Below are 15,500 nucleotides of genomic sequence, written 5' to 3'. Positions count from 1 at the left end.
ATACTGAGGTAACTACTTCTTTTCAGGCCATTCACTTTTTAAAAGAAAATGAAAGGTGCTGTTAATGGATCCAAAACTTGTATTGATAATTTCAATTTTTTCGTTTTGTAATAATCGAATCATTTCGGCTCCGGCATAAAGCACAGGACCGTAGCCATGAGTAGCATAAATGCTTTTTCCACGGTGATAGTAGTAGGTATTGTCGTGCGCAAATGTCGTTCCTTCGCAGGTGCCATCTACGGCGCCATTTTCAAGCACCCGTGTTTTGATCGCATTCCAACCCGTGAGTGCCACCGGGCCATAAACGTGGTTAATCCATCCTTCGTTAATGCCTTTGGCGATAGCAAAGGTGAACATGGCCGTGCACGATGTTTCTGTGTAGGTGTTATTTTTATCAAGCAGGTTATACCAAAACCCGCTACCATCCTGCAGGTTCGCCAGACTGCGAACCATTGAGCGGTATAGATGCAGAATTTGATCCCGCCCCTGATAGCCTTCAGGCAGAATACTTAAAACTTCAGCCATCGACATCATTACCCAACCGTTGGCACGTCCCCAGTAAAAGCGAGGATCATAATCGGCTGATGTCACGCTCCATCCATGGTCGAACAATTCTTCTTCCGGAATATATAAGCGATCCGCCATTTGTAAAACTTGTCTGACGGCATCGTCGAAATACTTGTTATCGCCGGTAAGCACACCCATGTTAATCAGAAATGGAACGCTCATATACATATCATCGGCCCACACCGATTGGTATTGTGGACGATGACGAGCCAGAGTGCCATCGTCCAGGCGAAACTGATTGTTGGATATGTGTTCAGCGGTGCGGTTAATCAAATCAAGATAGTCTTCATTTTTACTTTTTAAGTAGGTTTTAATTAAGGCTGCACCAATGGAACCACAGTCGTCCAAGGCTTCAAAATCAAGGATTCGCCCCCAGTTACCAATTTTTTCAGAATGTATGTTGTCTGAATTCTTCTGAAAATAGGGCAAATTCTGAACGACAAAATCAAAGAACTTGGTGTTATCGGCGAAAAACGACTTGTCGCCGGTTACATCGTCAATGTATTCAAAAGCAGAAAGCACCACGCCGTGTGTGTATGAATATGAACTTGAAAAGCCCGGTGACGGTTCTGCATTTGGATTGAATGTGGTAAAATCAGTGATCTTTTCTCCTGTCTGCGAATCAACAATGCTTTGAGTGCTCGTGGATTCATAATAAACGCGGATTCTGTTCAATACTTCTTGGATAGTCTCTACGGATGGCAATTCATATGGAATTTCATATTCCGGAATTCTACCTGCTGAGTTTTCTTGTCCGTTTAATATCATACTGGATGATATCATAAAAAGCGCGACTAAAATGGATTTTGATTGACTCATTCTTTTATTGTTAGTTTATAATTGCCTAATTGAGATACGTAGAAGTGCGTCTGATGATGCACCTTAGATAAATTTTAATCTGTGATTTGCATTACGAGGATAGCATCTTCCCATTTTTCAGGTGGAGCCATAACCCGGGATTCATCTTTTTTAAATTGATCAGCTTTTTCGATTTGTCCATTGCGTGGATAAAACCAATAAGCTTCTGCATCATTTCCCAATATGTTTTTGACCCGTGTATAGGAATTATTGGAGAAATACACCAGTGCCTTATCATTGGATCGGGTGGTAACAGCAGTTTTCAGACTCTCGCCACTACCAACACCGGAAATGACACTTCCATTTGGAATCCATTCATGCCAACGATGATCTATTAAAAACTGTTTGCCTATATCCGCAACTTGGAAAGCACCAGGAAAGTCGAGTGCTTGCTGCCAGGTATAGCCGCAGTTGTAGTCACCCTCGCTCCCGCGCATTGCCCATATAGGCGCGGCACCATAGGTGTGGCCTGCTCCCCCGGCAAAAAAAGTATGGTAAAATTGCCTCCGTACTTTTACTGGAGTGATCCAGCCGCATTCATGGCCGTAAGTTCCATATTCATAAGATCCTTCCAAGAATAAACTGGGTTTTACTGGATCTTGTATTTGATAATCATCTAACATGGCTCTGAAAACATCATGAACTTCTTTCCATACTTCCACACCATTGGCATCCTGCCAGGCATCTTCATGAAACCATTGTGAAGAGCCATAAGGATAGTCCCCGTTAGGATGATAGGTGAAAAATACCTCATCCCAGGCAGAGTGCTCCTCGTTCCAGGTTGGAGCCTGTCCGGTAGTACCATTAACAATTCCTTCAGCCATGGCTCTGTATACCGATCGGAAATCGTACTCACTGTATTTTTGTCTTTTGTCGTAAGCCTCGAATTGTGCTTTCGTGTCTCCTCCCAATACCCAGATAATATTTGGTTCGTTTCCATAACGCTCACCTAAAAAATTGCCATATAACTTCGCTTCTTCTGCTGTATACTCGCCAGTCCCGGTAACCAATTGCGAAGCCCAGCAAGGCAAAAGAGCCAGATACATATTTCGTTTTTTGACAGCTTCGACAATGTAGTCAGCATGATCCCAGTAATCATTGACCGAATTCCGATCTCCTCCTTCAACCAATAATGGTTCAGAGGTGTTGGGCGATTTTTCTTCACCGGTAAATGGGCGATGTCCGTATGCATTCTGTGCATTGTCCGGACTCCTGTCTATTCCTCCTCCGTGCGGAGACCAGTGAGCTACAGTTTGTATCACAGTAAAGCCGAGAGCTTGCCGATTGTCCAGATATTGGTCAACCTCTTCACGAGTAAGCTGCTGGATCATGCCCCAACCGGTATCGCCAATCCATAGAAAGGGAGTTCGATCGCTATGTTGAATATAGTGCCCATCGTTGGAAATTTCCAGTTTTCCATGCTCTTTCCAAGGTGGTTGGGCTGATGATAATTGAGGAGATAGAAAAAGCAACGTTAAAATAAATAAGAAATAAGATTTCATATCTTTCGAATTAAATTATTATCATATTTGTTTAACAAGTACTTGTATATTATTGGATTGTAATCACGATCCGTTGATACCTTGTTAATGCGGGTACACCGTCATCAGTCACTTGACAAACCACATGAATGGTTTTTCCTTTTTGAATATCGTTCGGTACAACGAAAGAGGCATCCGGTTTGTCTGCAGATATTATTTTTATACTCCCTTCGTACGTATCTGCTTCCTGGTATTGCCACCATTGGTAGGTCAATTCATCTCCATCAGGATCTGTAGTTCCCTTCGCACTCAATTCCAAACGCTCACCTGCTTGTGCTTTCAATTTTAACGCGCCTTGAAGCTTGACAATTGGAGGATGATTCGCCTCTTCAACGTTTTTCACACACCAGTCTGCCCTTGCTGCAAAATCATTCTGTAGCGCATCTGTCCATCTGGTTATCGGCTTGAAATATTCATTCTTTAAATCTTGATTTTCAGGATATTTATCGCGCATGTAATTACGTCCCCATGCCGTTTGGGTATACCATCTTCCTTCAGGGTAGGTATAGCCAGGTTCAGGCACCGGGTCGAGCCATGTATTTCCTCGAACCTTCACGTACCGGCCTCCCCAACTGCCATAATCCGGCGATTCTAATGAGCCTAATCCTGTTGGGATTGTGTAGATAAACGCGGGAGAGTCTCCTTCTGAGCGGAACGATCCCTGCTGCTTAGGACTTCCGGCACTCCATCCTTCATTGTCATCGCCACCTTTGTAGGCTTGGTATAGCGAACACAGCGATCCATGGTCTTCCAGAATATTCGATTTCATCCAACCGGTTGTGAAATGATCGATTTTGTCGTTGGGTATGATTTTATCCCACTGGTAAGCAATTGCCCAAAACTGGTCACAGATAATGGTTAAAATATCGTATTTGCCCCAATTAGGTCGAATATAGGCCTGGTAGGTCGAATCTTGTTCCCAAATGAAAAAGAACCGGATTTTGTTGGCTACATATTTCATTTTGTCAGGATGCTCTTCTTCAATGGTTTTCAGTGCTCTGGCTATGGTGTTTGTACCGCCCCATGCCTGAAGCCAGATAGGCCGATCATCTGACTCATCAAGTAGAACTTTTACTATATGTTGTGATCCGGGGGTAATGGAATCCATTTCGCCTTCGGCTTCAACGTTGCCAAGGAAAGCAACAGACTTCAGGTAGTCCGGAGCTGGGTAGTCTTCATCATGTGTAACCAAATTAGGGTAAACTTCAGAATATGCTTCGAGGTATGGATCGAGCCAATCATCGCCAGCCCAGCGGTGCCCGTGCCAGTGATATTGCGAACTCGAAGTGATGATTCCTTCTACGTCCCATTCATTGGTATACAGTAAAAAACGGACCATGGAACATTCATCGTCGATCTCGCCATCGGAGGTTACAATTATCCTAGGTTTATTATCTGTAGCCGCTGGTTCTTTTTCGTTTGAACATGACAGAAAAAATGTAATAATAAGTAGGAGGAAATAGGTGAGTACTCTGCTATTCATAGAATTGGTTTTCATCTTTTGTCTGGTTTAGGTATGCTATTCCTCAATTAGTTAATGCTGTTCAAGTATTCTTCCAGCATGGTATATCCTTTATTTGAAATGGTATTTCTGTCATCCGGATTTTCTTTATCCAGCTTGTTTTTGACTTCCCATTCATCCGGCATTCCATCATGATCGGTATCTAAAGGAGGCTGTGAGGAGTTTAGCCTTGGCCAACCGCCCACTTCGAGTTGACTTGCAATAATTTTACCTGTTCTGTTTTTGACATCGTTTACAATACGCTGGTCTACGGAATCACGTTTTGGTAAAGTAGCTCCTCCTGTTGCAAGTATTCGTTGATAAGCTGATTGGGCACTTTCTGTGTTGACCGGTCCAGTTTCAAACGGCTCGTTTCGCTTGTAGGCGTCAATCTCATTTTCTGTCCAACGATCGTTGAAGTTGACTAATTCCCATTGATTGTCAGGTTTTTCCCCGTTGTAATAGTTTCCTGAAAAGTAAGCACGATTATACGGTGAACCTGTGGCATAAGCAATTCCGGTTGCTTTTGAATTGGCACCTGAAATTAAGTAGTTGCCGACGTAATTCAATCGGGTTACACTCTCTTTGTCAGCATTGTAGCCGGCATGTGTTCCACCCCAGTTATAGATGACGTTGTTCCTGAAGTCGAGCAGTAAGCCCAACGGATCTTCATCGTGGGGGTTAGAGTCATAGTTTCCGGGACGAGGATTTCGCCCTTTGTTATGGGCATACAAATTATACAGGTAACTATATTTTGCGCCTCCGGTTCCACGAACTAGTGAGCCAAACCCATGGTTGTCCGGATTAAGGCCTTCAGTGATGAAGCACCATTGCACGGTTACGCGGGTTAGTGTAGGATGGTGCGTGGATGTAGACAATATTTCATCCAGACTCCAACTAGCCGAGCAGTGGTCGACAATGATATCTTTACCTTTCGAGATGCTAATGGCATCCTTACCCTGAAGGCTGCCTTGACCCTGCATCGCATTTCCTAAACGAACCCGTATGTACCGGACGATGACGTCATGTGTTTCTATCCGAACAGTTTCTCCTTTGATACAAATTCCGTCGCCAGGAGCGGTTTGCCCCGCAATGGTGATATAAGGGTTTTTTATCGTTAGTCTATCCTTGAGCTCGATGGTCCCTGAAACTGCGAACAGGACGGTTCGCGGCCCTTTCTGGTCTATTGCCCAGCGCAGACTTCCGGGGCCATCGTTGTCTAAGTTGGTGACATACAAAACGGCTCCACCACGTCCTCCCTTCGAATAAGCGCCAAACCCTTCTGCTGAAGGAAATGCCAGTTGCTGACCAATGCTGGTTGAAGTAAAGAGTGCCAGGATTAATACACTTGCGATTAAATTTTTCATAGAATTGGTTTTTACTATTTTACCGTAATAATGATTCGCTGATACCTTGTTAATGCAGGGTTGCCGTCATCAGTCACTTCGCAGATAATATGTATTGTTTCTCCTGGCAATGCGTCGTCAGGAACAATAAAAGAGGCCTTTTGTTCTTTCAAGGATCTGATCTCCACGGCTCCTTCGTAAGTATCAGCTTCTTGGTATTGCCACCATTGATACGATAAATTATCGCCATCAGAATCTGTAGTTCCGACTGCGCTCAATTCCAGCAAGTCGCCCGGTTCAGCTGCTACATCTATAGGCGTTTGAAGTTTGACAATAGGAGGGTGGTTTGCTTCATCGTATGATTTGACGCACCAATCGGCTCGGGCTGCAAAGTCCTTTTGCATGACTTCAGACCATCGCCATATGGGTTTAAAATATTCTGCATGATTTTTATTTGTGGATGCAGTTGCTCCCAATCTGGAACTATTTCGACCCCACGCTGTAGTCGAGTACCATCTTCCTTTCGGATATTCGTAACCTTCAACAGGCACCGGATCGAGCCACGTATTGCTGCGGACTTTTACGTAACGGCCACCCCATCCGCCGTAGTCTGGTGATTCCATATTGCGGAGCCCGGTCGGGATGTTATGCAGAAAAGCCGGAGAGTCTCCTTCAGACCTGAAATCTCCCTCTCCAAATTCACTCTCAGCCGCATTATGGGCTTTGTAGAGCGAACACAGCGGGCCGTGGTCTTCGAGTATGTATTCTTTCATCCAGTTTCCTTCAAAATAGGGATGCATTTCTTCCGGCTGTGCATCTTTCCAACGGTATGCAATTGCTTCGAACTGATCTGATATAATCGTGAGGATATTGTATTTGCCCCAATTAGGTCGAATATATGCCTGGTAGGTCGAATCTTGTTCCCAAATGAAGAAGAAGCGGATTTTATTTGCCACATATTCCATTTTTTCGGGATGGTCTTCTTCAATGGTTTTGAGTGCTCTGGCAATGGTGTTTGTGCCACCCCATGCCTGCAGCCATATTGGTTGATCATCTGATTCATCAAGCAGAACTTTTACAATATGTTGTGACCCTGGCGTGATGGAATCCATTTCACCTTCGGTTTCGACGTTGCCCAGGAACGCAATTGACTTCAAATAGTCTGGTGTAGGGAATTCTGCATCATGTTTAACCAGGTTAGGATAAACTTCTGAATACGCTTCGAGGTATGGATCAAGCCAGTCGTCGCCAGCCCACCGATGTCCATGCCAGTGATATTGCGAACTTGAGGTGATGATTCCTTCTACGTCCCATTCATTGGTATACAGTAAAAAACGAACCATGGAACATTCATCGTCGATCTCGCCATCGGAGGTTACGATTACTCTGGGCTTTTTTTGTTGTTCTGTTTTGTCTTTGAAAGAATTTTGTGTTGTACATGCTCCGAATAAGGCGATGGTCAGCAGCACTAAGAACCCGTAATTTTTCATAAGTTTTCCTCCTTAAATTACTTCATGTTATATTTAGCTATTATTCTATTCCTCTTTCGAGTTAAATTTCTCAATAACTACAGCAAGCAGTATTACAAAACCTTTAATGACCTGCTGCCAAAAGGGGGATACGTTAAGCAACACTAATCCGTTATTTAAAACACCAATAATTAATGCTCCCTGAACCGTGCCCATAATAGTTCCTTTTCCTCCTGAAAGCGATGTGCCCCCGATGACCACCGCTGCAATGGAATCGAGCTCGAAACCGAAGCCAGCATTAGGTTGAGCCGAATCGAGTCGTGATGTAACCAGTATGCCTCCAATTCCGGCCAGCGCACCGGCAATGGAATAAACGATGATCTTAATTTTCTTGATTTTCAAGCCGGAAAGCTTGGCTGCAGTTTCATTCCCACCGATGGCGTAAATATGACGTCCCAATTTTGTTTTGTTTGTTAGAACTACTGCTGACAGTACTATTATTGCTGAAATCCACACGGGCATGGGGATGCCTAAAAACCAACCGGTTCCAATAAAAGCCATGTTATCGCCCAGTCCTGTGATTGGGAAGCCGCCGGTCCAAAGCATTGTTAATCCTCGCGCAATAGTCAGCATGGCAAGAGTGGCCACAAATGGCGGAACCTTAAATTTAGTGATGGTGAATCCATTGAACCACCCCAGAAAAGTACCGACCAATGTTCCTCCAACCAACGCCCCTAAAAGCGTGAATCCAATGTAGAGGTTCATATCCGTATATTCGGCTCCAAACTTTAGCATGCCTGCAGTAACAGCTCCCGCCAAAGCTAGTATTGAGCCAACAGAAAGATCAATTCCGCCAGTTAAAATTACCAAGGTCATGCCTACTGAAATAACCATGTTGACCGAGATCTGGCGCATCACGTTCCAGGTGTTTTCCGGAGATAGAAAACGGTCGGATAATAAGCTCAATGCAATGCACATGACCACCAATGCAATCATGGATTGGAATTTAATGAGATTATGTTTTAAGCTAGTTGTATTCATAAGTTTAAGTTTATTCTTTTTCTTGGAGGGCTGCTTTCATGATGATTTCTTCTGATGCTCCGGCCCGGCTTAGTTTCGCTGTTAACTTTGATTCGGATAAGACGAGAATATTGTCAGAAATGGCTAATATTTCCGGAAGTTCAGAGGATACGACAATTATTCCCATTCCCTGCGAGGCCAAATCGTTGATCAATTTATAAATTTCGCTTTTGGCACCAACGTCAATTCCGCGTGTTGGTTCATCCAATAGCAAAACCTTTGGGTTTGTTGCCAACCATTTTGCAATGACTACTTTTTGTTGGTTTCCTCCACTTAGCTTTTCAACAGTTTGCTTGGTTGAGGAGACTTTCGTATTCAATTTCTCTGTAAAATGTTTACTTAATTTCGCCTCTTGTTTTTGATTGATGAAGTTGAATTTTGAGATCTCATCTAAACTGGCCATACTTGTGTTTTTCGCCACATTCATGTTTAGAACGAGCCCTTGTACTTTGCGGTCTTCGGGTACAAGAGCAATGCCAGCGGCGATGGCATCATTTACATTTCTTATTTTTTGCTCCTTCCCGTCAATTATAATTTTTCCGGAAACATACTTCAGGTGCAAACCAAAAATGGCTTCCAATACTTCGGTTCTGCCAGCCCCCATAAGTCCGCAAATCCCCAATATCTCTCCTTTTTTTAGTGAAAAACTGACATCGTTTACCAGGTAGTCCTTTTTATTTTCCGGATTCTGAAACTTCAAATTTTCAACACTTAAAATTTCATTGGCACTAATTGTATTCTCTTTTTGGAAACTGCTTTTTAGGTTGCGTCCAACCATCAATTGAATCAGTTGATCCTGCGAAGTGCCCATCATCATTCCAGATCCCATGCTTTGTCCATCGCGCAACACAGCATAGCGATCTGCGATTTCAAAGAGTTCTTTGAGTTTATGTGAAATGTAGGCAATGGCTACTCCTTTTGATTTCAGTTCGTTGATGATTTTGAATAGTAGTTCGACTTCATGGTCACTGATTGCTGACGTTGGTTCGTCCATAATCAAGACTTTGGAGTCGAGCAAAAGAGCTTTCGCTATTTCAACCAATTGCTGTTGCCCGACACGCAACTGGTTCAGGGGAGTTGACGGATGAATATCTAAATGAAGACGGCTGAGTAATTCTTTCGCTTGCTTGTGCATTGCCGTATAGTCCAACAGGCCAAGACGATTGGTTATTTCATTTCCCAGAAATAGGTTTTCGGCGATGCTGAGGTAGGGGATCAGGTTCAATTCCTGGTGGATAATTACCACTCCTTGTTCTCCGGCTTCTTTCGGATTTTTAAAGTTGACTTTTTTGCCGTTTAGCAAAACATCACCCTCATAGTCCGGATAAACACCGGATACGATTTTCATCAGGGTTGATTTTCCTGCTCCATTTTCTCCAATAATAGCGGTCACCTGCCCGGGGAAAATATCCAGATTTACATTCTGCAAGGCATAAACACCTGAGAAGTTCTTGGATACATTCCTGACTTCAAGAATGGGCACCTCCTTGTTATTCTGTTTTTTCATCAGAAGTATTTGCTTTTACAGGAATGATGCTCAGTATTTCCGGGATTGCTTGATCCTCTCTCAGTTCAGCGACTCCGGCAAAGTCAATTTGTTTGCCTATTGTGGCTGATTTTTTTAGACGGGGGACGATCTTCTCTTTTACCAATTTGTTGATGGCAATGGACACATTATTAAAGTCAGTCATATTGATGAAATTATCAATGTTGACTGAGCCTGAGCCGTCGCGAACGGCATTCCCAAAGATAAAGGCTGTCGCAATATGCAGCGTATCTTGTGTGTTATTCAATACGACGGATAGATATTCATCATCGATAGCTTGGATGAATCCGTTTCCCTGAAACAAAAAATAGTAGGTTTTCGAAATGCCCAACTTTCTGCCATAAGTACTGAACGCCATATCTGGGTTTTCATTCAACTTGGTTAAAAGCAAATTTGCATCAGGAGCTTCAGTGATACGCTGTGGCAACTTCTCAGTCCAGAAATGATTGGCATATTCGGAGGCATCAAAAATTGTGGTCGGCGCTTTCGCCTGATGTTCCTGCAGATTTTCAACCTTCAATGAAAGAAATATAATAAGTAAAATGCCAATACTCCCAACGATATAATTTAACGTTTTTTTCATAAGGCACTAATTTTTAGAGAGGTACTTTTCAACATTCTCTTTGGTAACCAATTCTACTTCAACTGGCATTTTGTTGCTGAATTGAGCTTGACCTTTGATGGTTTGATCTGCAAATTCAGCAGATTTGTGAGCCATTAAAACGGGGAACTGCATCACAGTTGCCGCTATTTTATCATCTGCAATAGCACGTATCGCATCGTTTGAACCATCAAAACCAAAGACCTTTATTTCATCCGCTTTACCCGCGGCTAAAACTGCTTGGTAGGCACCCAGAGCCATGGCATCATTTCCGCAAAATACGGCGTCAATATTTGGTTGAGCCTGCATGATGGTTTCCATCACATCCATGGCTTTATTTCGATCGAAGTCAGCACTTTGTTGCGCTACCATTTTCAATTCAGGAAATTCGTCTACCACGCTGTGAAAACCATTGGATCGGTTCCAGGTATTATTGTCTCCCACCAGACCGAGAATCTCAACATAGTTGCCTTTTTGGTTCATTTGCCTGACGAAGTATTCGCCCAGTTTAACGCAGCCGGTAAAACTGTCAGAAAGTAATTGGGAGGCGGCTGCATCTAGAGAATTGATCTCGCGATCCATGCAAAAGGTAGGGATGCCGGCAGTTTTGGCTCGTTTAACATTTAAAACTGAACCATCGGCATCTGTTGGGTTAAAAAGAATTGCATCGTAACCCATGGCGATGATGTTGTCGAAGTGCTCGGCTTCTTTGGACGAGTTGTTTTGGGAGTCAAAAATTTGAGTTTCGTAGCCCAATTCTTGTGCTCGTTTAGCCGCTGATTCACCCAAGACAACAAACCATGGGTTGTTCAGTGTAGATATAACAACTGCTATCTTTTTCTGCTTATTTTTTTGAGTTGTAGAAGAACAACCCAGAAAGCCACATAAAAAGATAAGCAGTAGAATTTGTTTAGTTAGGTTCGATTTGTATGTCATTTAGTTAAGTTTTTGTCTTCATTCCAGTAATTTTAAGGTGGTTTCTTTCAATCCCTCAGCTGTAATTCCGTAATGCTTAAAAATATCTCCTTGCGAACCAGTTACGGTATCTTCATCCGGAATTCCAATTATTTTAAAAGGCTTTACTATTTGTTCCTGCATTAAGACCGAGGCACACGCTTCGCCCAAGCCACCATGGATACTATGCTCTTCTACCGTTACAATAACTTTGCATTTCTTTGCCGCATCAATAACAGCTTGCTTGTCCAATGGATTAATGGTATGCATGCTGATGACTTCAGCACTTAGACCTTCTTTTTCTAAAAGCTGAGCTGCTTCGTATGCCGGAGCAACTGTTTCTCCGCAAGCAATGAAAGCGACATCGCTTCCCTCGCAAATGGTTGATGCTTTACCAATTTCAAATTCATTTTTAACACGAGGAAGCGTTGGCATTGCTTTCTTACCAAATTTCAGAAAAATTGGTTTTTCAGATTTGGCTGCTGCAATAATAACTTCACGAGTTTCAAAATTATCGGCAGGTACCACAACTTGTATGTTGTTGATAGCCCTTAGTGCGGCAACATCGTGCAATGAATGATGGGTTGTCCCCAGAGCACCGTAGCTTACTCCGGCGCTAATTCCAACTAACGTAACCGGCTGGTTAGAGTAAGCGACATCATTTTTTATTTGTTCCAGTGATCGGGTTGCCAGGAAGCAAGCCGGAGAAACGGCAAATACGCTTTTACCGGCTGAGGCCAATCCTGCGGATACACCTACCAGGTTTTGCTCGGCAATACCTACTTCAACAATTTGTTCGGGTAGTTTTTCAGCAAAAGGGCCCAATTTGCCGGAACCTCTTGAGTCGCTGGTGACAGCCAAAATGTTTTTGCTTTTCTCGCCTAGTTCAATTAGCGTTGCCGAAAACTCTTCTAAATTGGCACGCCCCATATTTAATGCTTTTAAAGTCATTTTTTTAGTTCTAAATTTTGAATAAAAAGAGTTGTTCGAATTAGTCTGTGACGAGCTGTTTAGTTAACTCTTCTTCTTCGTTGCTCAACTCTTGTATGGCTCGTTCGTATTCCTCATCTGACGGAACTCCGTGGTGCCATTTCTTTTCATTTTCCATATAGCTTACGCCTTTTCCTTTAACGGTATTGGCAATAATAAAAGTTGGTTTTCCATCTTCAACCGGAATATTATTCAAGGTTTCACGAAGTTCTGAAATATTGTTTCCGTCAATTGAAATAACATGCCATCCAAAGGCTTTCCACTTTTCATCAATGGGGTAAGGGCTACAGACTTCCCGGTTTGGACCTGTAATTTGCAAGGCATTGTGATCCAGTATAGCGACCAGGTTATCCAATTTATAATGAGCTGCCATCATCGCAGCTTCATAGTTTGATCCTTCCGCTAATTCTCCGTCGCCAACTAAAGTAAAAACTTTGTAGGGAGCTTTATCTTTTTTCCCTGCCAATGCAATGCCTGCACTGATCGGTAATCCATGCCCCAGAGCTCCGGTGTTAAACTCAATGCCATTTACTTTTCGTGTTGGATGTCCCACGTATTTAGATTGATACTGACACATGGTCTCCAGGTCACTTTCAGGATAAAATCCCCGATCAGCAAGCACGGCGTAAAGCGCTTCAACTGAATGTCCTTTGCTTTGGATGTAACGATCTCTGTTTTTGTCAGAGAAATTCTCGGGTGAAACATTCAGCACATCATTATACAACACATTTAGAATGTCGGTACATGATAAACTTCCGCCGGTATGACCTGCTTTGGCTAGTTTTATATATTTAAGGAGCATTCGTCTGTACTTGACAGATTTTAATTTTAGCTCCAGATCTGTGAATTTTTGCATCTTATTTTCTTTTCTAATCAATTAAAACGCTCTTATTCGTGTTTGTAAATATCCCATCCCAGGTAGTTGCCAATTGCTTCTTCTAATATTTCAGAAACATGTCCGCGAACCATAGCTACGTGGTGTTCAAATCCATTCTTACACATATATTTCATCAGGTTTTGCAGGTTCGGAATATCGCAAACTGCAATGCCTCCATCCATTCCGTAGGGATCGTCGGTCATTGTACCTTCACCTAAGTAGGTTTTAATTAATCCCTTATTGTCATCGGTTGAAATACGGAAATAGGTCATGTCTCCAGCTGCTACTTTTCCTTTTACAGCACCAAAGGTATCTTCGCTGCCAAGCACCGTTCCGAGTACATCGAGGCTGCCAATTTCAATGTCGTTCTGGAAGAATGATTTCGGGTAGTTGCTACAGTGCGTGCAAACGACCTTGTTGCGGTCTTCGGCGAAATTGTTGTTCCAGTCGAGGATGGCTGAAGGTGTTTGAGCTGCCAATGCCAGCGCATACATAGAGATGGTTCCTGCAACGTCCACTTCACAAGCCGATGGCATCAGTTTTTCACCCATCATGCTCATGGTGACGCAGGCAGCACAGCCGTAATTCTTTTCGATTGATTCCCAGCATTGAAGAGCCGAAATGTCAATGTCGTTTTCGTTGATCCAGTTTTCAACAGCCAAGCCAAAACGAGCTTGTTTTGCAATCTTTTTTTGTGCCGTGATCGCACAGCTTCCATAAGCTTGAATTGCTTTAACTTTTTCCACTACTGCCGGATCATTTTCATCAATCTTGTTGGCTGCGGCAATAATTTCAGACATATCAACAGGAACAACCGTAATGCCAAATTTCTGCAACAGCTTTTCGCTGAAACGCATGGTTTGGAAACCAATAGGCCGGGTTCCGATTGCTCCTACACGTAAATTGCTCAGTCCTTTTACCACGCGGCAAATACCAGCAAACTTAACCAGATCTTTGGTGAACTCTGCGCTATCGATACTATAGGTATGGTAAATGGTATCTGTAAATTTCACATCGTATTGGTAGAAGTTGTTGCAAACGGACAATTTTCCACAAAATGCATCACGGCGGCTTTTTACGTCAACTTTGTCGTTTTCGTCGTCGCAAGCTTGCACCAAAACAGGAACCTTTAATCCTGATAGTTTTATGGAATTTACAACTCCCAATTCATCACCGAAGTTTGGCAAAACAACAACAATACCTTCGATAATGTCGCTGTTCTTTTTGAATAGGTCAGCGCATTTTACAGCGTCTGCATATCCTTCAATATTTCCGGTAGGGGTTTCTGACTCGGGAAGGATTACTGTTCCAAAGCCCATTTTGTCCAATTTCTCCAATACTTTTTTGCGAGCATCAACAGCCAACTGAGCATTGAAAATGTTGCGCGTGGCGATGATTACGCCAAATGTTTGTTTCTTTTGATTCATTGTATAACGTTTTTAATTTTTTTTGATTGTTAATTTAGTCGGGCTCTTTCAACTGCTTTTTTCCACCCGGCGTAATTGGTTGTTATTTTATCTTGATCCATTGCTGGCTCAAAAAGCTTTCCATCCTCACGAAGCGATTGGATCTCCTCCAGGTTCTTCCAGAACCCGACCGCTAGTCCCGCCATAAATGTGGCTCCGAGTGCCGAAACTTCTTCAATTTCGGAGCGCGCAACATTTCGGTTCAAAATGCCGGACTGAAATTCCATCAAGAAATCATTTCGGGTTGGTCCGCCATCGGCTCGTAATTCCTTTAATTGAATACCACCTTTTTCTTCCATTAAGCTGATGAGGTCTTTTACTTGATATCCGATGCTTTCTAAGGCTGCCCGAACAATGTGGGCTTTGGTTGTATTTCGTGGCATCCCTGACAAACAAGCGCGAGCTTGATTATCCCAGTAAGGAGCGCCCAGCCCAACAAAGGCAGGAACCAGGTAAACTCCATTGTTATTTTCTACTGACGTTGCCAGAGCTTCTGTTTCCGACGCATCGTTGATCAGTTGAACTTCGTTTTTCAGCCAGTTGAGTGTATCTCCGGTACAGTGAATATTTCCCTCGAAAACATAGTAAATAGATTGGTCGATTCCGTAACCAATGGAGGTGACCAGTCCTTCAGGAGATTCTAATGGCTCCAGTCCAATGTTCATCATGATAGAAGATCCTGTTCCGTAAGTTGCTTTTGCCAT

General features: G+C 43.0%; 13 protein-coding genes. All 13 read right to left on the bottom strand.

The features are described from left to right. Positions 1-12: 12 nt before the first annotated feature. Positions 13-1,386: a glycoside hydrolase family 88/105 protein gene (locus tag ACTB00_RS16650; RefSeq protein WP_463301040.1), complete on the bottom strand. Its 1,374-nt coding sequence runs from the start codon at positions 1,384-1,386 to the stop codon at positions 13-15. A gap of 74 nt (positions 1,387-1,460) precedes the next feature. Continuing rightward, complete coding sequence (locus ACTB00_RS16645) at positions 1,461-2,927, bottom strand: apiosidase-like domain-containing protein (RefSeq protein ID WP_463301039.1); 1,467 nt, start codon at positions 2,925-2,927, stop codon at positions 1,461-1,463. A gap of 49 nt (positions 2,928-2,976) precedes the next feature. Beyond that, the gene (locus tag ACTB00_RS16640) at positions 2,977-4,449 is read right to left on the bottom strand and encodes a DUF1593 domain-containing protein (protein WP_463301038.1); all 1,473 of its coding nucleotides are present in this window, start codon (positions 4,447-4,449) and stop codon (positions 2,977-2,979) included. 47 nt (positions 4,450-4,496) lie between these two features. Next, positions 4,497-5,834, bottom strand: a complete 1,338-nt coding sequence (locus tag ACTB00_RS16635; RefSeq protein ID WP_463301037.1) for a pectate lyase family protein — start codon at positions 5,832-5,834, stop codon at positions 4,497-4,499. Between the two features lie 14 nt (positions 5,835-5,848). Beyond that, complete coding sequence (locus tag ACTB00_RS16630) at positions 5,849-7,303, bottom strand: nucleoside hydrolase-like domain-containing protein (RefSeq protein ID WP_463301036.1); 1,455 nt, start codon at positions 7,301-7,303, stop codon at positions 5,849-5,851. A gap of 45 nt (positions 7,304-7,348) precedes the next feature. Continuing rightward, positions 7,349-8,323, bottom strand: coding sequence for an ABC transporter permease (locus ACTB00_RS16625; RefSeq protein WP_463301035.1), 975 nt, complete (start codon positions 8,321-8,323; stop codon positions 7,349-7,351). 10 nt (positions 8,324-8,333) lie between these two features. Then, positions 8,334-9,869 carry a sugar ABC transporter ATP-binding protein gene (locus ACTB00_RS16620; RefSeq protein WP_463301034.1) on the bottom strand — a complete coding sequence of 512 codons (1,536 nt, stop codon included), beginning with the start codon at positions 9,867-9,869 and terminating at the stop codon, positions 8,334-8,336. Further along, on the bottom strand, positions 9,853-10,491 hold the full coding sequence (locus ACTB00_RS16615) for a DUF2291 family protein (RefSeq protein WP_463301033.1): 639 nt from the start codon (positions 10,489-10,491) through the stop codon (positions 9,853-9,855). The genes ACTB00_RS16620 and ACTB00_RS16615 overlap by 17 nt, the downstream gene beginning before the upstream one ends. Before the next feature lie 6 nt (positions 10,492-10,497). Next, positions 10,498-11,445, bottom strand: coding sequence for a substrate-binding domain-containing protein (locus tag ACTB00_RS16610; protein ID WP_463301032.1), 948 nt, complete (start codon positions 11,443-11,445; stop codon positions 10,498-10,500). Positions 11,446-11,463: 18 nt separating this feature from the next. Further along, positions 11,464-12,414 (bottom strand): transketolase family protein, encoded by a 951-nt coding sequence (locus ACTB00_RS16605; protein WP_463301031.1) that lies wholly within the window; start codon positions 12,412-12,414, stop codon positions 11,464-11,466. 40 nt (positions 12,415-12,454) lie between these two features. Beyond that, positions 12,455-13,330, bottom strand: coding sequence for a transketolase (locus ACTB00_RS16600; RefSeq protein WP_463301030.1), 876 nt, complete (start codon positions 13,328-13,330; stop codon positions 12,455-12,457). Positions 13,331-13,341: 11 nt separating this feature from the next. Then, entirely contained in the window at positions 13,342-14,757 is a 1,416-nt protein-coding gene (locus ACTB00_RS16595) for an L-fucose/L-arabinose isomerase family protein (RefSeq protein ID WP_159517378.1), read from the bottom strand. A gap of 29 nt (positions 14,758-14,786) precedes the next feature. After that, positions 14,787-15,500: FGGY-family carbohydrate kinase (locus ACTB00_RS16590; protein ID WP_463301029.1), on the bottom strand; the 714-nt coding region annotated here is incomplete at its 5' end.

This window comes from Sunxiuqinia sp., from assembly GCF_055140945.1.
The sequence above is the reverse complement of the archived record's forward strand: the minus strand, read 5'-3'. Positions and strand labels throughout refer to the sequence as shown.

Coding starts and splice junctions, on each gene's coding strand:
- ACTB00_RS16650 (WP_463301040.1), bottom strand. CDS start 1,386: ATGAGTCAATCAAAATCCATTTTAGTCGCGCTTTTTATGATATCATCC.
- ACTB00_RS16645 (WP_463301039.1), bottom strand. CDS start 2,927: ATGAAATCTTATTTCTTATTTATTTTAACGTTGCTTTTTCTATCTCCT.
- ACTB00_RS16640 (WP_463301038.1), bottom strand. CDS start 4,449: ATGAATAGCAGAGTACTCACCTATTTCCTCCTACTTATTATTACATTT.
- ACTB00_RS16635 (WP_463301037.1), bottom strand. CDS start 5,834: ATGAAAAATTTAATCGCAAGTGTATTAATCCTGGCACTCTTTACTTCA.
- ACTB00_RS16630 (WP_463301036.1), bottom strand. CDS start 7,303: ATGAAAAATTACGGGTTCTTAGTGCTGCTGACCATCGCCTTATTCGGA.
- ACTB00_RS16625 (WP_463301035.1), bottom strand. CDS start 8,323: ATGAATACAACTAGCTTAAAACATAATCTCATTAAATTCCAATCCATG.
- ACTB00_RS16620 (WP_463301034.1), bottom strand. CDS start 9,869: ATGAAAAAACAGAATAACAAGGAGGTGCCCATTCTTGAAGTCAGGAAT.
- ACTB00_RS16615 (WP_463301033.1), bottom strand. CDS start 10,491: ATGAAAAAAACGTTAAATTATATCGTTGGGAGTATTGGCATTTTACTT.
- ACTB00_RS16610 (WP_463301032.1), bottom strand. CDS start 11,445: ATGACATACAAATCGAACCTAACTAAACAAATTCTACTGCTTATCTTT.
- ACTB00_RS16605 (WP_463301031.1), bottom strand. CDS start 12,414: ATGACTTTAAAAGCATTAAATATGGGGCGTGCCAATTTAGAAGAGTTT.
- ACTB00_RS16595 (WP_159517378.1), bottom strand. CDS start 14,757: ATGAATCAAAAGAAACAAACATTTGGCGTAATCATCGCCACGCGCAAC.